Origin of the sequence: Agrobacterium sp. Ap1 (assembly GCF_017313375.1) — a bacterium.
Taxonomy (GTDB): domain Bacteria; phylum Pseudomonadota; class Alphaproteobacteria; order Rhizobiales; family Rhizobiaceae; genus Neorhizobium; species Neorhizobium cellulosilyticum.
On sequence record NZ_JAFLMY010000004.1, the window covers coordinates 84,691 to 111,481 of the forward strand.

Consider the following 26,791-nt stretch of genomic DNA (forward strand, 5'->3'; position numbering starts at 1 on the left):
CGCAAACGTCGTGCAAAAGGCCTGTTGGCGTGCGATGGTGCTTTCCGCGCCGAGAGAAAGCTGAACGGTAGCTCAGATATGATCAGACTGATTGGATATTTCTTTGGAATGGCCTGCGTGCTCTTTTTGGGCGTTGCCGCGGCTGCTGCCATCTATTTGACTGGCATGACCAAGGATTTGCCCGACTACGAAGTGCTGGCCTCCTACGAGCCGCCGGTCGCGACGCGCATTCATGCCGGCAACGGCGCGCTGATGTCGGAATATGCGCGCGAACGCCGTCTGTTCCTGCCGATCCAGGCCATACCCGACCGCGTCAAGGCGGCGTTCCTTTCCGCTGAAGACAAGAATTTCTACAACCATCCGGGTGTCGATCCCTTCGGTCTTGCCCGTGCGGTGTTGAACAACCTGCAGAACATCGGCTCGGGCCGTCGCCCCGAAGGCGCCTCGACGATCACCCAGCAGGTGGCAAAGAACTTCCTGCTTTCCGCCGACCAGACGATGGACCGCAAGATCAAGGAAGCGATCCTGTCCTTCCGCATCGAGCAGGCCTATTCCAAGGACAAGATCCTCGAGCTTTATCTCAACGAGATCTTCTTCGGCCTGAACGCCTATGGCATCGCCGGCGCAGCGCTCACCTATTTCGACAAATCTGTGACCGAGCTGACGACGGCGGAAGCCGCCTATCTCGCAGCCCTGCCCAAGGGGCCGAACAACTATCATCCGTTCCGCCACGAACAGGCAGCACTCGAGCGCCGCAACTGGGTTATCGATCGCATGGCCGAGAACGGCTACATCACCCAGGTTGATGCCGATGAAGCCAAGACCCAGCCGCTCGGCGTCAAGCCGCGCCGCGGTTCAGGCAGCGTTATGGCATCGGAATACTTCTCCGAAGCCGTCCGTCGCCAGCTTATCGAACGTTACGGTGACAAGGCGCTTTACGAAGGTGGGCTTTCTGTCCGCACCTCGCTCGATCCCGAGCTCCAGGTTATCGCCAGCCGCGTGATGCAGAACGCTCTGGTCGATTACGACGAGCGCCGCGGCTTCCACGGCGCGCTTGCCTCGATTGAAACCTCTCCGGACTGGGCCTTGTCGCTTGGCAAGCTTCTCTCCGAAAACAAGGTTCCGGAATTGCGCGACGTGCCCGATTGGACGATCGCCGTCGTGCTCAGTGCCTCCGCGCATGATGTGGAAATCGGCCTGGAATCCCAGAATGGCAACAAGACTGATCCGGAACGCAAGACCGGTACGATCGCCGCCGAAGACATGAAATGGGCCTATCGGGATGCTGCCAACGAGCGCAAGACCGCAAAAGGCCCCGATGGCGTGCTGAAGGCCGGCGATGTGATCTATGTCGAGCCGCTGAAAGCCGGCGGCAACGCATATCGCCTGCGCCAGCCTCCCAAGGTCCAGGGTGGTTTCGTTGCCATGGACCCGAATACCGGCCGTGTTCTGGCCATGGTCGGCGGCTTCTCTTATTCGCAGTCGGAGTTCAATCGCGCCACGCAGGCCATGCGTCAGCCCGGTTCCTCGTTCAAGCCCTTTGTGTATGCAGCAGCACTCGACAATGGTTATACGCCGGCATCGGTCGTACTCGACGCGCCGATCGAGATCGTTTCCGGCAACCAGGTTTGGCGTCCGTCCAACTATGGTGAAGAGGATGGTACAGGTCCGGCGACACTGCGCACCGGTATCGAAAAATCTCGTAACCAGATGACCGTGCGCCTTGCACAGGACATGGGTATGGATCTCGTGGCCGAATATGCCGAGCGTTTCGGTATCTACGACAAGATGCAGCCCTATCTGCCGATGGCGCTCGGTTCGGGCGAAACGACAGTCATGCGCATGGTTTCGGCATATGCCGTCATCGCGAATGGCGGCAAGCAGATCAAGCCGACCGTCATCGACCGCATTCAGGATCGTTACGGCAAGACGATTTTCCGCCACGAGGAGCGTGGCTGCGAAGCCTGCAATGCCAACGGATGGGCAAATCAGGAAGAGCCGGTCCTCGTAGACAATCGCGAGCAGGTTCTCGACCCGATGACCGCCTATCAAATCACCTCGATGATGGAAGGTGTCGTCCAGCGCGGCAGCGCTGCGGGCAAAATCCCGGTCAAGGATCGTTCCGTTGCCGGCAAGACGGGTACCACCAACGATGCGAAGGACACCTGGTTCGTCGGCTTCACGCCAAACATCGTCGCAGGTCTTTATCTCGGTTTCGACACGCCGGCTCCGCTTGGAGCCCGTGCGACCGGCGGTGGCCTGGCCGCGCCGATCTTCGGGACGTTCCTGGAGCAGGCGGCAAAGCTCATGCCAGCCGAAAAATTCCAGGTGCCGGATGGCATGAAGTTCATCGCGGTCAACCGCAAGACCGGCATGATGGCCTTTGACGGCGAGCCCGATACGATTGTCGAAGCCTTCAAGCCTGGCACCGGCCCGGCCGATGTCTTCCAGGTCATCGGCGAAGGCGAATACATGACCCAGGAGCAAATTCTGGACTCGTCGCCTCAGGCCCAGCAGGCCATCACCTCCGGTGCCTCGGGCCTCTACTGACCCGGCCTGAGCGCTCGGCGGCCGGGGCGGCCTTTACATCCGGCCCCGGCGCAACTATGTCCCACCGCATCTTAATCCCTCAGAGATCACAGAGAGAGAAGAATACGCCATGCGCGCGGAAATGCTGAATGTTGTCGACGAAATCAAGCAGGCCATAAGCCTGCTGAGGAGGCATCTTTGACTGGGATCAGGCTGTAAGAAGACTGGACTGGTTGAACAACAAGGCAGAGGATCCGACCCTCTGGAACGATGCGCAGGAAGCTCAGAAGCTGATGCGCGAGCGTCAGCAGCTCGATGACAGCATCGGTGGTGTCAGGGCGATGGAGCAGCAGCTTGCCGACAACATCGAGCTTATCGAGCTTGGTGAAGAGGAAGGCGACGACGACATCGTCAAGGATGCCGAAGCTGCCTTGAAGGCGTTGAAGACCGAAGCGGCACGCCGTCAGGTGGAAGCCATGCTTTCCGGCGAGGCGGATGCCAATGACACCTATGTCGAAGTGCATTCCGGCGCTGGCGGCACCGAGAGCCAGGACTGGGCGAACATGCTGCTTCGCATGTATACGCGCTGGGCCGAACGCTCTGGCTATAAAGTCGAGCTTCTCGAAGTGCATGACGGTGAAGAAGCCGGCATCAAGTCCGCGACGATCCTCGTCAAGGGCCACAACGCTTTCGGCTGGATGAAGACGGAATCGGGCGTGCATCGCCTTGTCCGTATTTCTCCTTACGATTCGAATGCGCGGCGGCACACGTCCTTCTCGTCGATCTGGGTCTATCCGGTCGTCGATGACTCGATCAACATCGAGATCAACGAAAGCGATTGCCGCATCGATACCTATCGTTCATCGGGTGCTGGCGGCCAGCACGTCAACACGACTGACTCGGCCGTGCGTATCACCCATATCCCGACCGGCATCGTGGTCGCCTGCCAGCAGGAACGCTCACAGCACAAGAACCGCGCCAAGGCCTGGGAAATGCTGCGCGCCCGCATGTACGAAGCCGAATTGATGAAGCGTGAAGAGGCAGCCAATGCCGAAGCCGCGTCCAAGAGTGATATCGGCTGGGGTCACCAGATCCGTTCCTACGTTCTGCAGCCCTACCAGTTGGTCAAGGATTTGCGCACCGGCGTTTCCTCGACGGCGCCGGACGATGTGCTAGATGGCGACCTGAACGAATTCATGGAAGCGGCCCTCGCGCACCGCATCAGCGGCAAGCCGGATGTCGATGTCGCCGACGTCGATTGATCAGCTTTCACATAAACAAAAAAGCCGGGCGAAAGTCCGGCTTTTTTGTTCGTCTTGGGGCGAGGTGGCCTCGTCGGCGAACGCCAAGACGAATCATGCCGATTCAGTTGCTGAACTGCTCCGCCAAAATGCGGTCGGACCAGGAATGGTCCGGATCGGAGAGAATGCGTGCGGTCAGCTCTGTGGACTGGGCGATGCGCACATGCAGCACCGACTTGACCTCGGCATTGTCGGCAACCGCGTTGACGGGCCGCTTCTCCGGTTCGAGAATGCTGATGTCGACGCAGACATGATTTGGCAGAAGCGCGCCGCGCCAGCGCCGCGGCCGATAGGGCGAAACCGGCGTCATCGCCAGAAGCGGCGCCTCGAGCGGCAGGATCGGCCCGTGGGCGGATAGATTATAGGCCGTCGACCCCGCAGGTGTGGCGACCATCACGCCGTCGCAGATCAGTTCGTCGAGCCTGACGCGGCTATCGACCTCGACCTTGAGCTTGGCTGCCTGATAGGACTGGCGGAACAGATAGACTTCGTTGATGGCAAGCGCAGTGGAGATCGCGCCGTCGGTATCCGTCGTCGTCATTTTCAGCGGATGAAACTCGTTCTCGACTGCAACAGAGATTCGCTCCGGAAGATTTTCCACGCGATAATCGTTCATCAGAAAGCCGACCGATCCGCGGTTCATACCATAGACGCGCGGCCCGGACGTGATCGTTTCATGCAGTGTCTGCAGCATGAAGCCGTCGCCACCGAGTGCCACGATGACATCGGCCTCGCCGACCGGCCGATTGCCGTAAAGCCGGGTGAGTTCCTCCAGCGCCGCTTGCGCCTCGGCTGCCGGGGACGCGATAAAGGATAACGTCTCGCAATGAATGGGCATGAAAAGGCGGACCTTTGAAACGTCGCCTTGAATGAAGCCCCTTAGGGCCGCCCTCAATGGCGTTGGCTGAATTTGTCGATCACCCGAGGATCAACAGCCTCTGGCGCAGCATTGGTACAGGAAAAGACAGCGGCCCGACAAGCGCTCTGGCCCCCGCCAACCGTCCTTCACGGTTGAAGATACTGGACAAATCTGTTCCGCTGCGACGTTTTCGCTTTACAGCAGAATAAAATATGGTAATTCCCGCACCCAGTGGATGCCCTTGTAGCTCAGTTGGTAGAGCACCTGATTTGTAATCAGGGGGTCACGAGTTCGAACCTTGTCGGGGGCACCACTTTTCTACTTAAATGCTGGTAGATCGCACAGCCCATACATTGGCTGTGAAGCCTAAGTGCCGCCGCCACATCGCGCCACGAAATCCGGGTTGGCGAAATCCGCGTATCCGTCGCGCCCCGTCTTGCCGTAAACCAGCGGCTGTCCCGCAAGATCGACCGTAATGCCGCCCGCAGCCCTCAAAACCGCGTCGCCTGCAGCCGTGTCCCATTCCATGGTTCGGCCGAAGCGGGGATAAATATCGGCAACGCCCTCGGCGATCAGGCAGAATTTCAGCGATGAACCGACGGTTCTGATCTCCTTCGCGCCACAACGATTGAGAAAATTGTCGGTCTGGGCACAGCGATGGGAGCGGCTCGCCACGGCTATGCTCGGAACAGGCGTCGTGCGGGCGCGCATTGGTTCGCGCCGGGAGATGCGAAACTCTTCATCGACCCAAAGTTTTTCGGCGCCTTCTGGGTGGCCCACATAGGCGATCTCGAGCGCCGGCGCATAGACGAAGCCGATAACGGGAATGCCATTCTCGATCAGGGCGATGTTGACGGTAAAGTCGGGATGCCCGTTGATGAATTCCTTCGTTCCGTCGAGCGGATCGACGAGGATGAAGGCCTTGCTCGCAATATCCGGAATGTGGCCCGCTGCAGCCTGTTCTTCCGCAACGATCGGAATGCCGACGCAGCTTTTATGGAGTTCCGACAGAATGACGGCCTCAGCCTGCTCGTCGGCTTCGGTTACCGGCGAGGCGTCGGCCTTGTAGCGCGCATGCGCTCCTGCCCGGTGGATGGCAAGAATCGGCCGGCCGGCTTCAAGCGCGGCCTTCTCAAAGAAAGCGGCTATCGACTTCCACGATGAAGATTTTGGTTGGCTGATCGTCATGATCACATCCCATGCCACGATTTTGCGGGCGAGGGGAGTCTTCAGGCAGCTATTTGCCTGCGGCTGCTGACCGCGTCACTATCCCATCTGGTCAGCCGGAAGTGGCTGGTAGGTTTACTGCGGCTGCCGATTCGTGCGTCGTGCCATGCCAAACCCGAGTGGCATGAAGATCGATCGCCCGATTTCGATTCCGATCAGGCCGAGCAGCTGAAGAAGCCGCGCCACGAGTTCCCTGAGGCGGAGACGTTGGCTTTCCTCCGCTGAAATTGACGGTTGGCTGGTGGCGACCGCGACGAGTTCCGGTTGATGGGTTTCGTTCGGTACGGCGTTGGCATGCCTGTCGACGGTGGCCGTTGCGCGCTTTCGTATCATCTCGGCCAGCCCGAGTGCGGGGCGGGTATTCGCCTCGGGCGGCGGAGTGAAATCCCATCGATCGCCCAGAAAGGTCTCCGGTTCGATCCGATAACCGGCTTCGAGCGCTGCTTCTATGAAGTTGACGCGGGCAAGCACCGCATCAGCCTGGCCCACCAACACATCGCGGCAGCATAAGACCGCCGCGATATGGGTTTCCGTCCGTTTTGTCGGCCAGGCGCCGATCAGCATCAGCGCCGCATCGAGCGTGCCGGTGACGATCACGGTTCCCGGTCGGCCATACATCTCGATCACGACGGGACTTTTCCATGCTCCTGTTTCCATGCGCATCTCCCCAACTCAATATTAGGAAGTGATCATGTATAGCTTGCGCGAGGATGGATTTATCAGTGTTGCCTAATGTTTCAGTGCAGGCGGCTATGCCTTCGTCAGATGCAGACGCGTTGCATAAAGCGCGATTGCTGCAGCGTTGGAGACATTGAGCGACTTAATCGCGCCGGGCATGTCCAGGCGAGCAAGTGCAGAAACCGTTTCCCGCGTCTTCTGCCGAATGCCCTTGCCTTCGGATCCGAGCACCAGGGCGACCTTGTCGCCGGAAAGCGTTTCTTCCAGCGGTGCCGGTCCTTCCGAATCAAGGCCGATCGTCGAAAAACCGAGCTTGTGCAGCTCGTTCAGCGCGTCGGCGAGATTGGTGATCTGGATGTAGGGGATCAGTTCGAGCGCGCCTGATGCGGATTTGGCAAGCACACCGGATTCCGTCGGGCTATGTCTCTGGGTGGTGATGACTGCGCCGGCACCGAATGCCACGGCAGAGCGCATGATCGCGCCGACATTGTGCGGATCGGTCACCTGGTCGAGCACGAGAAGGAGAGGGCTCTCTTTAAGCGCATCGAGCCGGCGAACCGGCAGCGGCCGTGTCTCCAGCATCACGCCCTGGTGGATCGCCTCGGGGCCGAGCACCTTGTCGATATCCTGAGGCGATACGAATTCCACAGGGAAGGGCTGGGCGGTAGAATCGCCGATATCCAGACGGACAAAGGCGTTCTGGGTGACGGTAAGCTTGATCAGCTTGCGCTCGGGATTGTCGAGCGCTGCCCGCACCGTATGCAAGCCATAAAGGAAGACCTGATCCTGCTGCAGCTGCGGTGGTTTCCAGTCCTTGTTGGACTTCGGGCGTCTCTGTTGCTGCGGCGTCGGAATTTCGCCGCTCTCGCGCTTCTGGTCGCGCACTGCACGGCGCAGCGTCGCGTAATGGGTGTCGCGGGGGGATTTGTCTTTGGGGTCTTTTGTGCTCATGCCGCTTTATATAGGCGCGCATCTGTCCGGCAAAGCCTTTCCACAGGGGGCTCGGTGGACAACGTAATTTTTTCGTCATTTTTTCAATAAGGTCGTGTTGACAGACGGAAACGAGGCGGTCATATAGCCGCCACAGACGACGGGGCGACACGCTACCGGGTCTGACGAACTTGGTCTCATGATCCAGACGGAATACTGGAGGGATGCCCGAGTGGTTAAAGGGGACGGACTGTAAATCCGTTGGCTCAGCCTACGTTGGTTCAAATCCAACTCCCTCCACCATTCTGTCACCGGATCGGAACCAAACATACCGCGGGTATAGCTCAATGGTAGAGCAGCAGCCTTCCAAGCTGAATACGCGGGTTCGATTCCCGCTACCCGCTCCATTTCACGCTTGAAGACATTTTTGCATGAGTATCCGTAAATCGGGCATTTTGCTTTGATTTCTCGGCATTTCGGCAGCGATTCTGCGCCCGCGCCCTTGTACTCCGGCGCGCCGTAATTATGTCTTGCGCATTCTAGTGGAAAGCCTTAAACGGCTGCACCAAACCCGGTTCCGGGTCCACCTCTATGTTCACAGGAAGCATTCAATGGCAAAGAGCAAGTTTGAGCGCAATAAGCCTCACGTCAACATCGGCACGATCGGTCACGTTGACCACGGCAAGACGTCTTTGACGGCTGCGATCACGAAGTTTTTCGGTGAATTCAAGGCGTATGACCAGATCGACGCAGCACCGGAAGAGAAGGCCCGTGGTATCACCATTTCGACGGCACACGTTGAATACGAGACCCCGAACCGTCACTACGCTCACGTTGACTGCCCCGGCCACGCCGACTACGTCAAGAACATGATCACCGGTGCCGCACAGATGGACGGCGCGATCCTGGTTTGCTCGGCAGCCGACGGCCCGATGCCGCAGACCCGCGAGCACATCCTGCTTGCTCGTCAGGTTGGCGTTCCGGCTCTGGTCGTGTTCCTCAACAAGGTCGACCAGGTTGACGACGAAGAACTGCTTGAGCTCGTCGAGCTCGAAGTTCGCGAGCTGCTGTCGTCCTACGACTTCCCGGGTGACGACGTTCCGGTCATCAAGGGTTCTGCTCTTGCTGCTCTTGAAGATTCGAACAAGAAGATCGGCGAAGACGCCGTTCGCGAACTGATGGCAGCGGTTGACGCCTACATCCCGACGCCTGAGCGTCCGATCGACCAGCCGTTCCTGATGCCGATCGAAGACGTGTTCTCGATCTCGGGTCGTGGTACGGTTGTGACCGGTCGCGTCGAGCGCGGCATCGTCAAGGTTGGTGAAGAAGTCGAAATCGTCGGCATCCGCGCCACCTCGAAGACGACGGTTACCGGCGTTGAAATGTTCCGCAAGCTGCTCGATCAGGGCCAGGCCGGCGACAACATCGGCGCACTGGTTCGCGGCGTTGACCGTAACGGCGTTGAGCGTGGCCAGATTCTGTGCAAGCCGGGCTCTGTCAAGCCGCACAAGAAGTTCATGGCTGAAGCCTACATCCTGACGAAGGAAGAAGGCGGCCGTCATACGCCGTTCTTCACCAACTACCGTCCGCAGTTCTACTTCCGCACGACGGACGTGACCGGCATCGTTTCTCTGCCGGAAGGCACGGAAATGGTTATGCCTGGCGACAACGTCACGGTTGCTGTTGAACTGATCGTTCCGATCGCGATGGAAGAAAAGCTTCGCTTCGCTATCCGCGAAGGCGGCCGTACCGTCGGCGCAGGCATCGTCGCTTCGATCATCGAGTAATCGATAATCACCTGAATTGAGAAAGGCCTCGCTGGAAACAGCGAGGCCTTTTTTTCGTTCGGTATTGTAGGCGTTGAAAAGCGTTCATCCCGAAACGCGATATGTGCACGCCGGGCGCGGATAAAAGGTATTGAAAAGCTAGCGGGACTGCTCCGGAAAAAGCTCTCGCTCGTAACGGAAAACGCCCCGGTCTCTCTGTTTGCGCAGGCTCTCCGGCAGCCTCTCGTCGGGCTCAAGCAGCCGCGAAGCGACATTGTCCGCTCCCGTGTTGAGCGCATCGTGCCCGATAAAGCCGCCGCGAACCTGCGTGGTGGCGGATAGCGCGCGCATGAAGGCGTCGAACAGATCTGGATCGGGCAGAGGTGGTCGCCTCCAGAAATCGGCTAGGGCTGCTTGAGATGTGAGACCGTCGACATCGTAGATCGCAGCGCCGAGTGCGATAACCGGACGGTTAAAAGCGAGTGCCGTGAGCCCCACTGTGGAGTTGACGGTGACGACGCCCGCCGATCGCTCGATCAGGCTGTCGGTATTCCCCCCATCGGCCACGAAGACCCGGTCACCTACATTCAGTCGCGAGGCGGCGTCGCCAATCCGTTGGGGCCAGCGTGAAAGACCATTGTCGATCGGGTGGACCTTGAACAGGAGCCGGGTTTCTTCGGGAGCATATCTGGCGAAAGACGCAATCACGGCCTCGGCGATTGCAGATAAGTCACCGCCCGGTGAGTGCTTGATTATCTGGTAGTCACCGGGCAATTGCAGCGGAAACAGAAAGAAACGGGCGTCCGCACCAGTCGCTAGCCGGGTAGATGCTGCGATAGCCTGTTCAGCCTGTCTTCGTCTTTTACCGGCGAATAGTCCCTTCCAGATCCAGCCGCTATATTCGATGAGGGGGTGGGCCGCGCCATGGGTTCTGTAGTGGCGGTGGAGGAGAGGGCCGACCAGCACATTGGGGACATGATAGGCGAGATCGTAAAGCGCGTAGGTCAGGAAGCTTGATCGGAACAGGCCGCCGCGCACCACGGGCGGCACGCCGTCGGCCAGAACCCTGATCGCCTTCGGTTCCTGCGGAAAACGCGAATGAGCCGACATGCCGTCCGGCTCGACCGTCAACCAGTCCGGCCGCAGATAGCCATGCTCGACAATATGTATCCTGACGCCCAGAGCCTGGCCGATTTCAGCGGCAGTTGCGTGATAATCACGGCCGTCACCGAGCATAACGATGTCTGTCACCGAGTGGTGACGTGTGAATGCCTCAAGGTAAGCGGGCCACTCGCTCTTTTTTCCGCGAAAGAAGACGCCTCTTTTCGGCCACCAGAAAACCATATCGCCAAGGCAGAAATTGATGCGCAAAACGCGCGCGCCCTTAGCTTCCAGCCTGTCCGCGACAAGTCGGAAAAACGGCGAGGCGGGGCCTTGAAGGAAAAGAAAGGTGCGGTTCTTCATGTCACAGTGCTTACGTGAAATTAACAGGCTGAAACCGTATTTGCATTGACGGCGGTATGGGTTTGGTGAGAATTCCAGCAACCTAACGACGAATAGCTGAATCTCACTGCTTTGTGTGGCCGATTTCTCGGTACCTCGAAGTTTAGAAGGCATTGATCGCGTATGACCAAAGTTCTCTTTCTGCAAGGTCCTCCGTCGGTTTTCTGGCGCGAGCTCTCCCAAGGGTTCGAAGCCAGGGGCGTGGAGACGAGGAGAGTGAACTTCTCCTTCGGTGATCAGGTCTACTGGTTCAAGCGCGGAGCGATCAACTACCGCGGAACTTTGAAGGCATGGCCGCGCTATCTTGCAGCGCTTCTGAAGCGGGAAGGCATCACCGACATTCTTTATTATGCGGATCGGTTGCCATATCACCGGCTTGCCGCGCGTGTCGCGCGGCGCCTTGGTGTGCGCTGTCACGCCGTGGAATTCGGTTATCTCCGACCTGACTGGATCACGCTTGAGCGTGACGGTATGGGGCGTTTCTCTCATTTTCCGAACGATCCGGACCGTATTCGCCAGATCGCCGCTAAGGTGGCCGATCCGGATTTGAAGAACCGCTATCCGCATACATTCGGGCAGGAGGCGACCAACGAGGTAATCTATAATCTGGTCGCCTATTTCGGCCGGATGATGTTTCCCTTTTATCGCTCCGACAAATATTACGACCCGTTGTTCGACTACCTATCCTGGCTGCCGCGCATGTTCCGTGAGAGGCACGATTTGCCGGAGGGGTATTTCGACGACAAGCTGAAGCGCAACTATCTGCTCGCGCTCCAACTCCAGAGCGATTACCAGATCAGGGCGAATTCGCCCTATAGGCATATTTCGCAGATGCTGGATCAGGTCATGCAGTCGTTTGCGCGTCATGCGCCTGAAAACGGCCGGTTGATCATCAAGCAGCATCCGCTCGATAATGATCTTGAGAACTGGCGCAAGGTCGTTGCTGAACTTGCCGCGAAATATCGGATCGAAAATCGTGTCGCCTTTATCGAAAAAGGCAATCTTGCGGAAATCCTGCGCGAGTGCCACGGTTCCATCGTGGTCAATTCCACGACAGGTCTTCACAGTCTGCGGGCAGACGTCCCTACCATCGTCTTGGGTGCTGCTGTCTTCGATATACCCGGACTGACGCATCAGGGTGGACTGGATGTATTCTGGCGGCATCCCGAGCGAATCGACCGAAGCCTTCTGGCTTGCTTCATCAAGGCGCTGGCCGGTGCGATCCAGATAAAGGGTAATTTCTATCATTCCGAAGGTCGCAAGCTCGGTATTTCGACAATCGTCGATCGAGTGATAGGGCAACTCGTGAATGAGCCGGATGCCTATGTCGCGCAGCCGCCTCGTTTGGCGTGGAAGCGCCTGCCGCTTACCAATGAGCGCAAGGGGGTGACTGCTGTTTTGCCGGGGGCGATGGATATTGCCGGCAGCGATATTCTCGGCGGCGCCGAGCCCGCTTTCGCGACGGTTCGTGCTGTAGATGCCGGCGATCGGCGCGGCGATGCATATTGAACATGTCGGAAACGAAAAAACATACTTGCCAAGTGGGGCAACGCACCGTAAAGGGAGCGCCTAGCTTAAAGACGACGCGGAATCGAATGTGATTTTTGCAGTCGGATAGGGCGAAGGGGTATAGCTCAGTTGGTAGAGCGGCGGTCTCCAAAACCGCAGGTCGTCGGTTCAAGCCCGGCTGCCCCTGCCACTCAATAAAGCTCGTTAGGCTGGGTGATTGATCCGCCGGAGCTGTGCCGAGTGGATCGGCGAAATTTAATCGAACATTGTTTTTCCTCTTGTGCAAAGGGGAGGCGGTGTTTATGTAGGGAAAAACAGACACGCGGTGCGTGGGGCTGAGCGAGTTCGGCTTTACGTGCCGTAATTGCGTGGAAAATCGATGGCATCCAAAACCAATCCGGTCACGTTCTTTAAGCAGGTTCGTTCCGAAGGTCTGAAAATCACTTGGCCGTCCCGCCGCGAGACTGCGATCTCTACGGCTATGGTTCTGGTTATGGTTGTCTTTGCTGCCCTGTTTTTCTTCGCGGCGGATCAGTTGATGGGCTGGCTTTTGCGCCTGATCCTGAACGTCAGCGTTTAAAACTGGAGAGTGAAGATGGCGGCACGCTGGTATATCGTCCACGCATATTCGAACTTCGAGAAGAAGGTCGCAGACGACATCGAGAACAAGGCTCGCCAGAAGGGGCTTGAGCATCTGTTCGAAAGGATTCTTGTTCCGACTGAAAAGGTGACGGAAGTGCGCCGCGGCCGCAAGGTCGACAGCGAGCGCAAGTTCTTCCCGGGTTACGTGCTTGTTCGTGCAAACCTGACGGATGAGGCCTATCACCTGATCAAGAATACGCCCAAGGTTACGGGCTTCCTCGGTTCCGACAATAAGCCGGTTCCGATCCCGGATTTCGAAGCCGAGCGTATCCTCGGCCAGGTCCAGGAAGGTGTCGAGCGTCCGAAGTCCTCGATCTCGTTCGAGATCGGCGAGCAGGTTCGTGTTTCGGATGGTCCTTTCGCATCGTTCAACGGTGTTGTTCAGGATGTCGACGAGGAGCGTGCGCGCCTCAAGGTCGAGGTTTCGATCTTCGGTCGCGCGACCCCGGTCGAGCTGGAATACGCTCAGGTCGAGAAGGTCTGATCTTAAAGTTGGGGGCCGCATGTCGGGCCTCGCGCGGTGAAAGCCGCGAACCGCGTGGAAGGTGAGGGGTCTTAGCCGGACTCCAATGATCCGAACCACGCAACCGCAGCCGCCGGAGAAATCCGGCAAGTTGGGTCGGGAAACCGCCCCGTTAGTGAAAGGCAGAGAGATATGGCTAAGAAAGTAGCAGGCCAGCTCAAGCTTCAGGTCAAGGCAGGATCGGCAAACCCGTCCCCGCCAATCGGCCCGGCGCTTGGTCAGCGTGGCATCAACATCATGGAATTCTGCAAGGCGTTCAATGCCGCCACGCAGGAAATGGAAAAGGGTATGCCGATCCCGGTCGTCATCACCTATTATCAGGACAAGTCCTTCACCTTCGTCATGAAGCAGCCGCCGGTTTCTTACTGGCTGAAGAAGGAAGCGAAGATCACCTCCGGTTCCAAGACGCCTGGTAAGGGCGGCAAGGCCGGTACTCTCACCAAGGCTCAGATCAAGTCGATCGCCGAAGCCAAGATGAAGGATCTCAACGCTGCCGATATCGAAGGCGCAATGGCCATGATCGAGGGTTCTGCCCGCGCCATGGGTCTGGAAGTGGTGGCTTAATATGGCAAAGCTTGCAAAGCGTATTCAGAAGATCCGCGAAGGCGTTGATCCGACCAAGCTCGTAGCCCTTTCCGACGCCATTTCGATGGTCAAGGAACGCGCAACCGCCAAGTTCGACGAGACCGTTGAAATCGCAATGAACCTCGGCGTTGACCCGCGTCATGCCGACCAGATGGTTCGTGGCGTTGTCAACCTGCCGAACGGCACTGGCCGCGACGTTCGCGTTGCCGTCTTCGCACGTGGCGCCAAGGCTGATGAAGCCAAGGCTGCAGGCGCAGACATCGTCGGCGCAGAAGACCTGCTGGAAATCGTCCAGGGCGGCAAGATCGACTTCGATCGTTGCATTGCAACCCCGGACATGATGCCGCTCGTCGGTCGCCTCGGTAAGGTTCTCGGCCCGCGTGGCATGATGCCGAACCCGAAGGTTGGTACGGTTACGATGGACGTCACGGGTGCCGTCAAGGCTTCCAAGGGTGGCGCTGTTGAATTCCGCGTCGAAAAGGCCGGTATCATTCACGCTGGCATCGGCAAGGCTTCCTTCGACGCCAAGGCGCTCGAAGAAAACATCAAGGCCTTCGCTGACGCCGTCATCAAGGCAAAGCCGGCTGGCGCGAAGGGTAACTACGTCAAGCGCGTAGCGATCTCCTCGACCATGGGTCCAGGCGTCAAGATCGACCCGTCGTCGGTTACTGCTGCTTAATGACTGAATTTCCGAAGCTCAGAGTTTTCTCTGGGCTTCGGTCGCATGAATTCCCAACCCTGAAGGTCCAATCCTGAGGGGTAGGGGATTTCCGGAGAAATCCGGAATTCCTGTCCGAGATTGCGGGTGGCTGAAATCCTTGTTGATGATGCCTTAATCGAATGACCTGCATGAGACGGGTAAGAACCCAGAATTTGGAAGTGCGTATAGCGCTTCGATATTCGGTTCGAGCCTAGTGTGCCTTGTGCCTGAAGCCTTTGGTTTCAGTGCGGGGGGACAGGATCCTCAACCGCCGCTTACGGTCTCTCCGGAGATCGTCTGAGGCAAAGGCAACCCGGTGGGACTTGCAGGATTGCGGTCCTACCAACTGGAGACAGACAGTGGAAAGAGCGGAAAAGCGCGAATTTGTCACGGAGCTGAACGAAGTCTTCAAGGCTTCTGGTTCGGTTGTCGTGGCCCACTATGCTGGTGTCACAGTCGCACAGATGAACGATTTTCGTTCGAAGATGCGCGCTGCTGGCGGCACCGTCAAAGTCGCGAAGAACCGTCTGGCCAAGATCGCTCTTCAGGGCACGGAATCCGAATCGATGTCTGACCTGTTCAAGGGTCAGACGCTCATCGCTTACAGCGATGATCCGATTACGGCTCCGAAGGTCGTCATGGATTTCGCCAAGACCAACGACAAGATCGTTGTTCTCGGTGGTGCCATGGGCGCGACCTCGCTGAATGCGGATGCAGTCAAATCGCTTGCGACCCTGCCTTCGCTGGACGAACTGCGTGCAAAGCTGGTGGGTATGATTCAGACCCCGGCAACCCGCATCGCAGGCGTCGTACAGGCACCGGCAAGTCAGCTTGCTCGCGTGTTTGCAGCCTATGCCAAGAAGGACGAAGCCGCGTAAGGCGGAACTTCGCTGTTTATTTAAAACCAGTTCGAACCGAACAGAAGGAACTACAAAATGGCTGATCTCGCAAAGATCGTTGAAGACCTCTCGGCCCTGACCGTCCTGGAAGCTGCTGAGCTTTCCAAGCTTCTCGAAGAAAAGTGGGGCGTTTCCGCTGCTGCTCCGGTAGCAGTTGCTGCTGCTGGCGGCGCTGGCGCACCGGCTGCTGCTGAAGAAGAAAAGACCGAGTTCGACGTTATCCTGGTTGACGCTGGCGCCAACAAGATCAACGTCATCAAGGAAGTCCGCGCCATCACCGGTCTCGGCCTCAAGGAAGCCAAGGACCTCGTCGAAGGCGCTCCGAAGGCTGTCAAGGAAGCTGTTTCCAAGGCTGAAGCCGCTGACCTCAAGAAGAAGCTTGAAGAAGCCGGCGCTAAGGTCGACGTCAAGTAATACTGGAATGTGGCGGGGGAGAGCCTATCTCTCTCCCGTCCGTTTCTTTTCGAACTTATTACCCAGGATCCGTATGAAAACGGGTCCTGGGTAATGGGTTCTCAAGAGGATGGTCCCCACCGAAGTGCTAGGCAATCCGGCTTAGGGTTTCGGCAAGCGGGACGAGATTGAGAAACCATGTTCGATGGTATATCGGTTGGCCTCCGATAGCCGTCCGTTGCAGGCCCGGATGCAATTTTGAAGGAGCGACGATGGCTCAGCAGACCCTTTCGTTTAATGGTCGCAGGCGCGTACGCAAGTTTTTTGGTAAGATCCCCGAAGTCACGGAAATGCCGAACCTCATCGAGGTTCAGAAGGCATCCTATGACCAATTCCTGATGGTAGAAGAGCCCAAGGGCGGCCGTCCGGACGAAGGCCTGAATGCGGTCTTCAAGTCCGTCTTCCCGATCACGGATTTCTCCGGCGCTTCGATGCTCGAGTTCGTTTCCTACGAATTCGACCCGCCGAAGTTCGACGTCGAGGAATGCCGTCAGCGCGACCTGACCTACGCAGCTCCCCTGAAGGTGACGCTGCGCCTCATCGTATTCGATATTGACGAGGATACGGGCGCGAAGTCCATCAAGGACATCAAGGAACAGTCTGTCTACATGGGCGACATGCCGCTCATGACGGATAACGGTACGTTCATCGTCAACGGCACCGAACGCGTTATCGTGTCCCAGATGCACCGTTCGCCGGGCGTCTTCTTCGACCACGACAAGGGCAAGAGCCATTCTTCCGGCAAGCTGCTCTTCGCGGCTCGCGTCATCCCGTATCGCGGTTCCTGGCTCGATATTGAATTTGACGCCAAGGACATCGTTTTTGCCCGTATCGACCGTCGCCGCAAGATCCCGGTATCTTCGCTGCTGATGGCGCTCGGCATGGACGGCGAAGAAATCCTGTCGACCTTCTACACGAAGTCGAACTATGAGCGCTCCGGCGACGGCTGGCGCATTCCGTTCCAGGCCGAGACGCTTAAGGGCGCCAAGGCTCTGTCGGAAATGGTCGACGCCGATACTGGCGAAGTCGTCGTTGAAGCCGGCAAGAAGCTGACCCCGCGTCTGCTCCGTCAGCTGACCGAAAAGGGCCTCAAGGCCTTGAAGGCCACCGACGAAGACCTTTACGGCAACTATCTCGCAGAAGATATCGTCAACTACTCGACCGGTGAGATCTATCTCGAAGCCGGCGACGAAATCGACGAGAAGACTCTGCCGATCATCCTCGAAGCTGGCTTCGACGAGATCCCGGTTCTCGGCATCGATCACATCAATATCGGCGCCTACATCCGCAACACGCTTGCGGCTGACAAGAACGAGAACCGTCAGGACGCTCTGTTCGACATCTACCGCGTCATGCGTCCGGGTGAGCCGCCGACCATGGAATCCGCGGAAGCCATGTTCAACTCGCTGTTCTTCGACGCAGAGCGCTACGACCTCTCGGCCGTTGGTCGCGTCAAGATGAACATGCGTCTCGACCTGCAGGTCGAAGATACCGTTCGCGTTCTGCGCAAGGACGACATCCTGGCCGTGGTCAAGATGCTGGTCGAGCTGCGTGACGGCAAGGGCGAAATCGACGACATCGACAACCTCGGCAACCGCCGTGTTCGTTCGGTCGGCGAGCTGATGGAAAACCAGTACCGTCTCGGCCTGCTCCGTATGGAGCGTGCGATCAAGGAACGCATGTCGTCGATCGAAATCGACACCGTCATGCCGCAGGACCTGATCAACGCCAAGCCGGCTGCTGCTGCCGTCCGCGAATTCTTCGGTTCCTCGCAGCTGTCGCAGTTCATGGACCAGGTGAACCCGCTTTCGGAAATCACCCACAAGCGCCGTCTTTCGGCTCTTGGCCCGGGTGGTCTGACCCGCGAGCGCGCAGGCTTCGAAGTCCGCGACGTTCACCCGACCCACTACGGCCGTATTTGCCCGATCGAAACGCCGGAAGGCCCGAACATCGGTCTGATCAACTCGCTGGCAACCTTCGCCCGCGTCAACAAGTACGGCTTCATTGAATCGCCGTACCGCAAGATCGTTGACGGCGTCGTTACCAAGGACGTGATCTACCTCTCCGCCATGGAAGAGGCGAAGTATTACGTGGCTCAGGCCAACTCGGAACTGACTGCCGAAGGCGCATTCGTTGAAGAGTTCGTGGTTTGCCGTCATGCCGGCGAAGTCATGCTGTCCCCGCGAGACACCATCAACCTGATGGACGTTTCGCCGAAGCAGCTGGTTTCGGTTGCTGCCGCTCTGATCCCGTTCCTCGAAAACGACGACGCCAACCGCGCTCTCATGGGCTCGAACATGCAGCGTCAGGCCGTTCCTCTGGTTCGTGCCGAAGCTCCGTTCGTTGGCACCGGCATGGAACCGGTCGTGGCCCGTGACTCCGGCGCTGCCATCGCTGCCCGTCGTGGCGGTGTGGTCGACCAGGTTGACGCAACGCGTATCGTTATCCGCGCTACGGAAGATCTTGATGCCGGCAAGTCCGGTGTTGACATCTACCGCCTGCAGAAGTTCCAGCGTTCCAACCAGAACACCTGCGTCAACCAGCGCCCGCTGGTCGCCGTCGGCGACGTTCTGAACCGCGGTGACATCATCGCTGACGGTCCGTCTACGGATCTCGGTGACTTGGCACTCGGCCGCAACGCGCTCGTCGCGTTCATGCCTTGGAACGGCTACAACTACGAAGACTCGATCCTGATGTCGGAACGCATCGTCGCTGACGACGTGTTCACCTCCATCCACATCGAAGAATTCGAAGTTGCTGCCCGCGACACGAAGCTTGGTCCGGAAGAAATCACGCGTGACATTCCGAACGTTTCGGAAGAAGCGCTGAAGAATCTCGACGAAGCCGGTATCGTCTACATCGGTGCGGAAGTTGCTCCTGGCGACATTCTCGTCGGCAAAATCACGCCGAAGGGCGAAAGCCCGATGACGCCGGAAGAAAAGCTTCTGCGCGCCATCTTCGGTGAAAAGGCGTCCGACGTTCGCGACACCTCCATGCGCATGCCTCCGGGCACGTTCGGCACGATCGTCGAAGTTCGGGTCTTCAATCGTCACGGCGTCGAGAAAGACGAACGTGCGATGGCGATCGAGCGTGAGGAAATCGAACGCCTCGCCAAGGACCGCGACGACGAACAGGCGATCCTCGACCGTAACGTCTACAGCCGTCTGGTCGACATGCTGCGTGGACAGATGTCGGTTGCCGGTCCGAAAGGCTTCAAGAAGGGCGTCGAACTTTCCAACGCCGTCGTCTCCGAATATCCCCGCTCGCAGTGGTGGATGTTCGCAGTCGAAGACGAGAAGGTTCAGGGCGAGATCGAAGCTCTGCGCGGCCAGTACGATGAGTCCAAGTCGCTGCTCGAGCATCGCTTCATGGACAAGGTCGAAAAGGTCCAGCGTGGCGACGAAATGCCTCCGGGCGTCATGAAGATGGTCAAGGTCTTCGTCGCTGTGAAGCGCAAGATCCAGCCGGGCGACAAGATGGCCGGCCGTCACGGTAACAAGGGCGTTGTCTCGCGTATCGTGCCTGTCGAAGACATGCCGTTTCTCGAAGACGGAACGCACGTCGACATCTGCTTGAACCCGCTCGGTGTTCCGTCGCGTATGAACGTCGGTCAGATCCTCGAAACCCACCTTGCTTGGGCTTGCGCCGGCATGGGTAAGAAGATCGGCGAGATGCTCGACGAGTATCGCAAGACCATGGACATCAGCAACCTGAAGACTGTCCTGACGGACGTGTACTCCAGTGAGGCGAAGGACGAAGTGGCACACTTCGACGACGACGCGCTCGTCAAGCTTGCCGAACAGTCCCGCAAGGGCGTCTCCATCGCAACGCCGGTCTTCGACGGTGCGCATGAGCCGGACGTTGCTGCGATGCTGAAGAAGGCAGGCCTGCACGAAAGCGGTCAGTCGGTTCTGTACGATGGTCGTACCGGCGAGCCCTTCGACCGTAAGGTCACCGTCGGCTACATGTACATGATCAAGCTGAACCACCTCGTGGACGACAAGATCCACGCGCGTTCGATCGGCCCGTACTCGCTCGTCACCCAGCAGCCGCTCGGTGGTAAGGCGCAGTTCGGCGGCCAGCGCTTCGGGGAAATGGAAGTCTGGGCTCTGGAAGCCTATGGCGCAGCCTACACCCTGCAGGAAATGCTGACCGTGAAGTCGGACGACGTGGCTGGCCGTACCAAGGTCTACGAGGCGATCGTCCGTGGCGACGACACGTTCGAGGCGGGCATTCCGGAGAGCTTCAACGTTCTCGTCAAAGAAATGCGCTCGCTCGGTCTGTCGGTCGAGTTGGAAAACTCGAAGGTCGAGTTGCCAGCCGAAGGTCAGCTGCCGGACGCAGCCGAATAATCGTCAAGGAGGCGCGCGCTGTCTGCGCGCGCCGCTCCCTGCACCGGTTCCCGCCGGGTGTCGGGGAAAGTTTTGCCGCATTTTGCGGCTAGCACCGTACTGACGTGACAGACCATCCATCGCGGGAAACAGGATGGTACCGTCGCAAGCCGAGGGCTCTTTGCCCCAAAGGAGATAGGCATGAACCAAGAGGTCATGAACCTTTTCAATCCGCAGATGCCTGCGCAGCACTTTGACTCGATCCGTATTTCGATCGCGTCGCCCGAGAAGATTCTCTCCTGGTCCTATGGCGAAATCAAAAAGCCGGAGACCATCAACTACCGTACGTTCAAGCCGGAACGTGACGGTCTTTTCTGCGCGCGTATCTTCGGTCCCATCAAGGACTATGAATGCCTGTGCGGCAAGTACAAGCGCATGAAGTACAAGGGCATCATCTGCGAAAAGTGCGGCGTCGAAGTTACGCTGTCGCGTGTTCGCCGTGAGCGCATGGGCCATATCGAGCTCGCCGCTCCGGTCGCCCATATCTGGTTCCTGAAGTCGCTTCCTTCGCGCATCTCGACCCTGCTCGACATGACGCTGAAGGATGTCGAGCGCGTTCTCTATTTCGAGAACTACATCGTCACCGAGCCGGGCCTGACCGCTCTCAAGGAGAACCAGCTTCTCTCCGAAGAAGAGTACATGCTCGCCATCGACGAATATGGTGAAGACCAGTTCACGGCGATGATCGGCGCGGAAGCCATCTACGAGATGCTCGCTTCGATGAACCTCGAAAAGATCGCCGGCGACCTGCGTGCGGAACTTGCTGAAACGACTTCTGAACTGAAGCAGAAGAAGTTCATGAAGCGCCTGAAGATCGTCGAGAACTTCATCGAATCCGGCAACCGCCCGGAATGGATGATCATGAAGGTCGTTCCGGTTATCCCGCCGGACCTGCGTCCGCTGGTTCCGCTTGATGGCGGCCGTTTCGCGACGTCCGACCTCAACGATCTGTACCGCCGCGTCATCAACCGTAACAACCGTCTGAAGCGCCTGATCGAACTGCGCGCTCCGGGCATCATCATCCGTAACGAAAAGCGCATGCTGCAGGAATCTGTAGACGCGCTGTTCGACAACGGCCGCCGTGGCCGCGTCATCACCGGCGCCAACAAGCGTCCGCTGAAGTCGCTGTCCGACATGCTCAAGGGCAAGCAGGGCCGCTTCCGTCAGAACCTTCTCGGCAAGCGCGTCGACTATTCCGGTCGTTCGGTCATCGTGACTGGTCCAGAACTGAAGCTGCACCAGTGCGGCCTGCCGAAGAAGATGGCGCTCGAACTGTTCAAGCCGTTCATCTACGCCCGTCTTGACGCCAAGGGCTTCTCGTCCACCGTCAAGCAGGCCAAGAAGCTGGTTGAAAAGGAAAAGCCGGAAGTCTGGGATATCCTCGACGAGGTTATCCGCGAGCATCCGGTTCTCTTGAACCGCGCACCGACGCTGCACCGCCTGGGCATCCAGGCCTTCGAACCGACCCTGGTCGAAGGCAAGGCCATCCAGCTGCATCCGCTCGTCTGCACGGCCTTCAACGCCGACTTCGACGGTGACCAGATGGCCGTTCACGTGCCGCTGTCGCTCGAAGCTCAGCTCGAAGCCCGCGTCCTGATGATGTCGACGAACAACATCCTGCATCCGGCAAACGGTGCACCGATCATCGTTCCGTCGCAGGACATGGTTCTCGGCCTGTATTACCTGTCGATCATGAACGAGCGCGAGCCGGGCGAAGGCATGGCCTTCTCCGACATGGGCGAACTGCACCATGCGCTGGAAAACAAGGTCGTCACGCTGCATTCGAAGATCAAGGGTCGTTTCAAGACCATGGATGCCGACGGCAAGTTGGTTTCCAAGATCTATGACACGACGCCTGGCCGTCTGATCATTGGCGAGCTTCTGCCGAAGAACGTCAACGTGCCGTTCGAGACCTGCAACCAGGAAATGACCAAGAAGAACATCTCCAAGATGATCGACACGGTCTACCGTCATTGCGGTCAGAAGGACACGGTCATATTCTGCGACCGGATCATGCAGCTCGGCTTTACTCATGCTTGCCGCGCCGGCATTTCGTTCGGCAAGGACGACATGATCATCCCGGATTCCAAGGAGAAGATCGTCGGTGATACCGAGGCTCTCGTTAAGGAATACGAGCAGCAGTACAATGACGGCCTGATCACTCAGGGCGAAAAGTACAACAAGGTCGTCGACGCCTGGGGCAAGGCAACCGAAAAGGTCGCCGAAGACATGATGGCCCGCATTAAGGCTGTCGAATTCGACGCCGAGACCGGTCGCCAGAAGCCGATGAACGCGATCTACATGATGTCCCACTCGGGTGCCCGTGGTTCTCCGAACCAGATGCGCCAGCTGGGCGGCATGCGCGGCCTGATGGCGAAGCCGTCGGGTGAAATCATCGAGACCCCGATCATCTCGAACTTCAAGGAAGGCCTGACCGTTAACGAGTACTTCAACTCGACGCACGGTGCCCGTAAGGGTCTGGCAGACACCGCCTTGAAGACGGCAAACTCCGGTTACCTGACCCGTCGTCTCGTCGACGTGGCCCAGGACTGCATCGTCAACCTCGTGGATTGCGGCACTGAAAACGGCCTCACCATGACTGCCATCGTCGATGCTGGTCAGGTTGTTGCTTCGATCGGCGCTCGCGTTCTCGGACGTACGGCACTCGACAACATCGACCACCCGGTAACGGGCGATCGTATCGTCGATGCCGGCAAGATGATCCTTGAGCCGGATGTCATCGAAATCGAGAAGGCTGGCATCCAGTCGATCCGCATTCGATCCGCACTGACCTGCGAAGTTCAGACGGGCGTCTGCTCGGTCTGCTACGGCCGTGACCTTGCTCGCGGTACGCCGGTCAACATGGGCGAAGCAGTCGGCGTTATCGCCGCTCAGTCCATCGGCGAGCCGGGCACGCAGCTGACCATGCGTACGTTCCACCTTGGCGGTACGGCAAACGTGGTCGACCAGTCGTTCCTGGAAGCATCGTATGAAGGTACGATCCTGATCAAGAACCGCAACATGCTGCGGAACTCGGAAAACGTTCTCGTCGCGATGGGCCGTAACATGGCCATCACCATTCTCGACGAACGTGGTGTCGAGCGTTCTTCGCAGCGCGTCGCTTACGGTTCTAAGATCCATGTCGATGACGGCGACAAGGTTCGTCGCGGTCAGCGTCTGGCAGAGTGGGATCCGTATACACGCCCGATGATGACGGAAGTCGCCGGTACGGTTCAGTTCGAAGATGTCGTCGACGGCATCTCGGTTCTGGAATCGACCGACGAATCCACCGGCATCACCAAGCGTCAGGTCATTGACTGGCGTTCGACCCCGCGCGGCGCGGATCTGAAGCCGGCAATCGTCATCAAGGACGCTTCCGGTGCGATCATGAAGCTGTCGCGTGGTGGTGAGGCCCGTTTCAACCTGTCGGTTGAAGCAATCCTCTCCGTCGAACCGGGCCAGAAGATCGCTCAGGGCGACGTGCTTGCACGTATCCCGATGGAAAGCGCCAAGACCAAGGACATCACCGGTGGTCTGCCGCGCGTCGCAGAACTGTTCGAAGCACGTCGTCCGAAGGACCACGCTATCATCGCTGAAATCGATGGTACGATCCGCCTCGGCCGCGACTACAAGAACAAGCGTCGCGTCATGATCGAGCCGGCCGAAGATGGTGTCGAACCGGTCGAATACCTGATCCCGAAGGGCAAGCCCTTCCATCTTCAGGATGGCGACTACATCGAAAAGGGTGACTACATCCTCGACGGCAATCCTGCGCCGCACGACATTCTGGCGATCAAGGGCGTGGAAGCACTCGCTTCCTACCTCGTGAACGAAATCCAGGAAGTCTACCGTCTGCAGGGCGTTGTCATCAACGACAAGCACATCGAAGTCATCGTCCGTCAGATGCTTCAGAAGGTCGAAATCACCGATGCCGGCGACAGCCAGTACATCGTCGGTGATAATGTCGACCGCATCGAGCTTGAAGATGCCAACGACGCGCTGATCGAAGAAGGCAAGAAGCCTGCCTATGGCGAGCCGGTTCTGCTCGGCATCACCAAGGCATCGCTGCAGACGCCGTCCTTCATCTCGGCTGCATCCTTCCAGGAAACCACCAAGGTTCTCACAGAAGCTGCAATCGCCGGCAAGATCGACACGCTGCAGGGCCTGAAGGAAAACGTCATCGTCGGCCGCCTGATCCCGGCTGGTACAGGTGGTACCATGACCCAGATCCGTCGTATCGCAACCACGCGCGACGACTTGATCCTAGACGAGCGTAAGAAGGGCACTGGTGCAGACTCGGCAACGCCGATGCTGCAGAACCTGAACCCGGAGAAAACGCCTGCCGAATAAGGCAGGCGAGGGGGATTTCCTCCCGTTTTCGCGACGCATTCAAAAACGCCCGGAGCAATCCGGGCGTTTTTATTTTGACTAATTCTAAAGTGTTGATCGAAGAAAAGGCATCAATTTGGAGCCGTTCTAAGCTTCTCGCATTCGATGATGATGGAGGCTCGAATGAAAAAGCTAATGACGTCCGTCGCTGCCTGTCTGCTTCTGGCAACGACCGCTTATGCTGCCGATCTCAATCCTGCGGAACTGAGGCAACAGGCGCAGGAACTGTTCAAGCCATTGCCTTCGACTGTTCCGGCGGTGAAGGGCAACAAGATCACGGCGGAAAAGATCGCGCTCGGCAAGGCGCTCTCCTTTGACCCGCGCATGTCTGCATCCGGCGTCTTTTCCTGCAATTCCTGCCATAATCTGGCGACCGGCGGCGACGACAATCTCGAAACTTCGATCGGTCACGGTTGGCAGAAGGGACCGCGTAACTCTCCTACGGTCTTCAACGCGGTCTTTAATATCGCCCAGTTCTGGGACGGACGGGCGGAAGATCTCAAGGCTCAGGCAAAAGGCCCGGTTCAGGCGGGTGTCGAAATGGCCAATACGCCCGGCCAGGTGGTCGCAACCCTGAAATCCATGCCGCGATATGTAGAGTGGTTCAAGGCGGCATTCCCCGGCGATGCGGATCCGGTGACATTCGATAATTTCGCCATGGCGATCGAAGCCTTCGAGGCTACGCTGATAACACCGGCACCGTTCGATTCATTCCTCAATGGTGATGATGATGCATTGACCGCAGAGGCAAGGCAGGGCCTGCAGCTTTTCATGGACAAGGGCTGCGCATCCTGCCATGCGGGCATCAATGTGGGCGGGGAGGGCTATTATCCGTTTGGTCTGATCGAGAAGCCAGGCGCCGATGTTCTTCCTGAAAATGACAAAGGTCGCTTTGCGGTGACAAATACGGCTGACGACAGTTACGTCTTCCGCGCCGCGCCACTTCGTAACATTGCGCTTACCGCGCCTTATTTCCATTCCGGCAAGGTCTGGGGTCTAAAGCAGGCTGTGGCAATCATGGGTACGGCGCAGTTAGGTGAAAAGCTGGAAGGCAACGACGTCGATCTGATCGTCGCGTTTCTGGAAAGCCTGACGGGTAGGGCGCCAGATGTGACCTACCCGGTTCTACCTGCAGAAACGGCAACAACGCCTAAGCCGGCCAGTCAGATAATACCGGTCAAGTAGGCTGGGGAGACGAGAAACTTTCCCGCATGGGGCAAAGGCCGTGCCGAAACAGGAGCGGCCTTTATCCCAGGAGGTCGGACATCTGCTGTGGGGTGATAGTGCCCTTAGTCGAAACGGATGATCGCGACTTCGCCCTCCAGGGCGCCTTGATAGGCCGAAGCATGTGGTTCTTCCGGCGGTTCGTCCTGGAGCACGCCGATCTGATCGAGATCTGCTTCCAGAAAACCTTCCTCAGAAAGGGCATTCAACGCGTCTCTCACAGCGGTATCGTCATCGGGCGCACGCAGCATGATGTGGAGTTCGATACCTTCGCCCCCCTTCGTCTCATAGGCTTTGCCAATGATGATGAAGATCATCGGGTCGTCGGTATTGTCGTTGTCTGCGGGTGAAATCATGATATTCTCCTGAATGGGCCTTCATAAGGGAAGATCGTCCCGTCTGAAAAGTTCCCGGTTTCAATAGACGTCTCGACTGCGATTCCCAAACACAATCGCGACTCGGTTCCAATATCGATATGCCGACTGCTGCCGCGCTGATGAAAACCCCGCAAAACCGGCGCCTGAACCATTATTTTGGGGCCGACCCTTGACGCAGAAGGGTTAAGACAGTAAACGCCCGGCATCGGAAGCCATGTGAGACTCGTGCGTCCGGGATTAATCTATTCCGGAACTCGTCTCAAACAGGCTCCTAAAACGCACGTAGACTATATGAATGCTGCACGC

19 protein-coding genes and 4 tRNA genes are annotated in these 26,791 nt (G+C 58.1%); 17 read left to right on the forward strand and 6 right to left on the reverse strand.

All coding sequences use genetic code 11. From position 1 onward, the window contains the following. The first annotated feature begins 78 nt into the window (after nucleotides 1–78). A complete protein-coding gene (locus JZX87_RS09145; RefSeq protein ID WP_206825172.1) occupies nucleotides 79–2,550 on the forward strand; it encodes a penicillin-binding protein 1A in 2,472 nt (823 codons plus the stop codon). Between the two features lie 109 nt (nucleotides 2,551–2,659). Beyond that, a protein-coding gene (prfB, locus tag JZX87_RS09150; protein WP_183826830.1) for a peptide chain release factor 2 occupies nucleotides 2,660–3,791 on the forward strand; the annotation gives its coding sequence in 2 pieces (ribosomal slippage) (nucleotides 2,660–2,728 and nucleotides 2,730–3,791; 1,131 coding nt in all). Nucleotides 3,792–3,894: 103 nt separating this feature from the next. Here the strand turns inward: prfB and JZX87_RS09155 are convergent. After that, nucleotides 3,895–4,668 carry an NAD kinase gene (locus tag JZX87_RS09155; protein WP_183826827.1) on the reverse strand — a complete coding sequence of 258 codons (774 nt, stop codon included), beginning with the start codon at nucleotides 4,666–4,668 and terminating at the stop codon, nucleotides 3,895–3,897. A gap of 258 nt (nucleotides 4,669–4,926) precedes the next feature. On the opposite strand from JZX87_RS09155, the gene JZX87_RS09160 reads away from it, so the two are divergent. Beyond that, a tRNA-Thr gene (locus JZX87_RS09160) sits at nucleotides 4,927–5,002 on the forward strand. A gap of 53 nt (nucleotides 5,003–5,055) precedes the next feature. Here JZX87_RS09160 and cysQ read toward each other — a convergent pair. The 3 genes from cysQ to rlmB all read right to left on the reverse strand — a co-directional run bounded on the left by cysQ (nucleotide 5,056) and on the right by rlmB (nucleotide 7,545). Next, on the reverse strand, nucleotides 5,056–5,877 hold the full coding sequence (cysQ, locus tag JZX87_RS09165; protein ID WP_210349016.1) for a 3'(2'),5'-bisphosphate nucleotidase CysQ: 822 nt from the start codon (nucleotides 5,875–5,877) through the stop codon (nucleotides 5,056–5,058). 114 nt (nucleotides 5,878–5,991) lie between these two features. Beyond that, the gene (locus tag JZX87_RS09170) at nucleotides 5,992–6,573 is read right to left on the reverse strand and encodes a DUF982 domain-containing protein (RefSeq protein ID WP_206825173.1); all 582 of its coding nucleotides are present in this window, start codon (nucleotides 6,571–6,573) and stop codon (nucleotides 5,992–5,994) included. A gap of 93 nt (nucleotides 6,574–6,666) precedes the next feature. Further along, on the reverse strand, nucleotides 6,667–7,545 hold the full coding sequence (gene rlmB / locus JZX87_RS09175) for a 23S rRNA (guanosine(2251)-2'-O)-methyltransferase RlmB (RefSeq protein ID WP_183826818.1): 879 nt from the start codon (nucleotides 7,543–7,545) through the stop codon (nucleotides 6,667–6,669). A 197-nt stretch (nucleotides 7,546–7,742) separates the two neighbouring features. On the opposite strand from rlmB, the gene JZX87_RS09180 reads away from it, so the two are divergent. From JZX87_RS09180 to tuf, 3 genes are all read left to right on the forward strand, one after another. Next, a tRNA-Tyr gene (locus JZX87_RS09180) sits at nucleotides 7,743–7,827 on the forward strand. Nucleotides 7,828–7,857: 30 nt separating this feature from the next. Further along, nucleotides 7,858–7,931 (forward strand) — tRNA-Gly (locus JZX87_RS09185). Nucleotides 7,932–8,135: 204 nt separating this feature from the next. Further along, nucleotides 8,136–9,311 (forward strand): elongation factor Tu, encoded by a 1,176-nt coding sequence (tuf, locus tag JZX87_RS09190; protein WP_148145303.1) that lies wholly within the window; start codon nucleotides 8,136–8,138, stop codon nucleotides 9,309–9,311. Nucleotides 9,312–9,449: 138 nt separating this feature from the next. On the opposite strand, the gene JZX87_RS09195 is transcribed toward tuf, so the two are convergent. After that, complete coding sequence (locus JZX87_RS09195) at nucleotides 9,450–10,754, reverse strand: capsule polysaccharide biogenesis protein (protein WP_206825174.1); 1,305 nt, start codon at nucleotides 10,752–10,754, stop codon at nucleotides 9,450–9,452. A gap of 255 nt (nucleotides 10,755–11,009) precedes the next feature. On the opposite strand from JZX87_RS09195, the gene JZX87_RS09200 reads away from it, so the two are divergent. The 11 genes from JZX87_RS09200 to JZX87_RS09250 all read left to right on the forward strand — a co-directional run bounded on the left by JZX87_RS09200 (nucleotide 11,010) and on the right by JZX87_RS09250 (nucleotide 26,069). Further along, nucleotides 11,010–12,302, forward strand: a complete 1,293-nt coding sequence (locus tag JZX87_RS09200; RefSeq protein ID WP_343062704.1) for a capsule polysaccharide biogenesis protein — start codon at nucleotides 11,010–11,012, stop codon at nucleotides 12,300–12,302. A 114-nt stretch (nucleotides 12,303–12,416) separates the two neighbouring features. After that, nucleotides 12,417–12,492: transfer RNA gene (locus JZX87_RS09205), tRNA-Trp, on the forward strand. A gap of 189 nt (nucleotides 12,493–12,681) precedes the next feature. After that, nucleotides 12,682–12,882 (forward strand): preprotein translocase subunit SecE, encoded by a 201-nt coding sequence (gene secE, locus JZX87_RS09210; protein WP_112459118.1) that lies wholly within the window; start codon nucleotides 12,682–12,684, stop codon nucleotides 12,880–12,882. 15 nt (nucleotides 12,883–12,897) lie between these two features. Then, nucleotides 12,898–13,428 (forward strand): transcription termination/antitermination protein NusG, encoded by a 531-nt coding sequence (nusG, locus tag JZX87_RS09215; RefSeq protein ID WP_148148081.1) that lies wholly within the window; start codon nucleotides 12,898–12,900, stop codon nucleotides 13,426–13,428. 171 nt (nucleotides 13,429–13,599) lie between these two features. Continuing rightward, entirely contained in the window at nucleotides 13,600–14,031 is a 432-nt protein-coding gene (gene rplK, locus JZX87_RS09220; protein ID WP_112459116.1) for a 50S ribosomal protein L11, read from the forward strand. Nucleotide 14,032: 1 nt separating this feature from the next. After that, the gene (gene rplA, locus JZX87_RS09225; RefSeq protein WP_183998309.1) at nucleotides 14,033–14,731 is read left to right on the forward strand and encodes a 50S ribosomal protein L1; all 699 of its coding nucleotides are present in this window, start codon (nucleotides 14,033–14,035) and stop codon (nucleotides 14,729–14,731) included. A gap of 380 nt (nucleotides 14,732–15,111) precedes the next feature. Further along, nucleotides 15,112–15,630 (forward strand): 50S ribosomal protein L10, encoded by a 519-nt coding sequence (rplJ, locus tag JZX87_RS09230; RefSeq protein WP_148148079.1) that lies wholly within the window; start codon nucleotides 15,112–15,114, stop codon nucleotides 15,628–15,630. Between the two features lie 57 nt (nucleotides 15,631–15,687). Continuing rightward, nucleotides 15,688–16,065, forward strand: a complete 378-nt coding sequence (gene rplL / locus JZX87_RS09235) for a 50S ribosomal protein L7/L12 (protein ID WP_148148078.1) — start codon at nucleotides 15,688–15,690, stop codon at nucleotides 16,063–16,065. 251 nt (nucleotides 16,066–16,316) lie between these two features. Then, on the forward strand, nucleotides 16,317–20,456 hold the full coding sequence (gene rpoB / locus JZX87_RS09240) for a DNA-directed RNA polymerase subunit beta (RefSeq protein WP_148148077.1): 4,140 nt from the start codon (nucleotides 16,317–16,319) through the stop codon (nucleotides 20,454–20,456). A gap of 180 nt (nucleotides 20,457–20,636) precedes the next feature. Continuing rightward, nucleotides 20,637–24,845, forward strand: a complete 4,209-nt coding sequence (gene rpoC / locus JZX87_RS09245; protein WP_148148076.1) for a DNA-directed RNA polymerase subunit beta' — start codon at nucleotides 20,637–20,639, stop codon at nucleotides 24,843–24,845. Between the two features lie 162 nt (nucleotides 24,846–25,007). After that, nucleotides 25,008–26,069, forward strand: coding sequence for a cytochrome-c peroxidase (locus JZX87_RS09250; RefSeq protein WP_206825175.1), 1,062 nt, complete (start codon nucleotides 25,008–25,010; stop codon nucleotides 26,067–26,069). A gap of 104 nt (nucleotides 26,070–26,173) precedes the next feature. Here JZX87_RS09250 and JZX87_RS09255 read toward each other — a convergent pair whose 3' ends face one another. Next, nucleotides 26,174–26,464, reverse strand: coding sequence for a transcriptional regulator (locus JZX87_RS09255; RefSeq protein WP_148148074.1), 291 nt, complete (start codon nucleotides 26,462–26,464; stop codon nucleotides 26,174–26,176). Nucleotides 26,465–26,791: the final 327 nt, after the last annotated feature.

Coding starts and splice junctions, on each gene's coding strand:
- JZX87_RS09145 (WP_206825172.1), top strand. CDS start 79: ATGATCAGACTGATTGGATATTTCTTTGGAATGGCCTGCGTGCTCTTT.
- JZX87_RS09155 (WP_183826827.1), bottom strand. CDS start 4,668: ATGCCCATTCATTGCGAGACGTTATCCTTTATCGCGTCCCCGGCAGCC.
- cysQ (WP_210349016.1), bottom strand. CDS start 5,877: ATGACGATCAGCCAACCAAAATCTTCATCGTGGAAGTCGATAGCCGCT.
- JZX87_RS09170 (WP_206825173.1), bottom strand. CDS start 6,573: ATGGAAACAGGAGCATGGAAAAGTCCCGTCGTGATCGAGATGTATGGC.
- rlmB (WP_183826818.1), bottom strand. CDS start 7,545: ATGAGCACAAAAGACCCCAAAGACAAATCCCCCCGCGACACCCATTAC.
- tuf (WP_148145303.1), top strand. CDS start 8,136: ATGGCAAAGAGCAAGTTTGAGCGCAATAAGCCTCACGTCAACATCGGC.
- JZX87_RS09195 (WP_206825174.1), bottom strand. CDS start 10,754: ATGAAGAACCGCACCTTTCTTTTCCTTCAAGGCCCCGCCTCGCCGTTT.
- secE (WP_112459118.1), top strand. CDS start 12,682: ATGGCATCCAAAACCAATCCGGTCACGTTCTTTAAGCAGGTTCGTTCC.
- nusG (WP_148148081.1), top strand. CDS start 12,898: ATGGCGGCACGCTGGTATATCGTCCACGCATATTCGAACTTCGAGAAG.
- rplK (WP_112459116.1), top strand. CDS start 13,600: ATGGCTAAGAAAGTAGCAGGCCAGCTCAAGCTTCAGGTCAAGGCAGGA.
- rplA (WP_183998309.1), top strand. CDS start 14,033: ATGGCAAAGCTTGCAAAGCGTATTCAGAAGATCCGCGAAGGCGTTGAT.
- rplL (WP_148148078.1), top strand. CDS start 15,688: ATGGCTGATCTCGCAAAGATCGTTGAAGACCTCTCGGCCCTGACCGTC.
- rpoB (WP_148148077.1), top strand. CDS start 16,317: ATGGCTCAGCAGACCCTTTCGTTTAATGGTCGCAGGCGCGTACGCAAG.
- rpoC (WP_148148076.1), top strand. CDS start 20,637: ATGAACCAAGAGGTCATGAACCTTTTCAATCCGCAGATGCCTGCGCAG.
- JZX87_RS09250 (WP_206825175.1), top strand. CDS start 25,008: ATGAAAAAGCTAATGACGTCCGTCGCTGCCTGTCTGCTTCTGGCAACG.
- JZX87_RS09255 (WP_148148074.1), bottom strand. CDS start 26,464: ATGATTTCACCCGCAGACAACGACAATACCGACGACCCGATGATCTTC.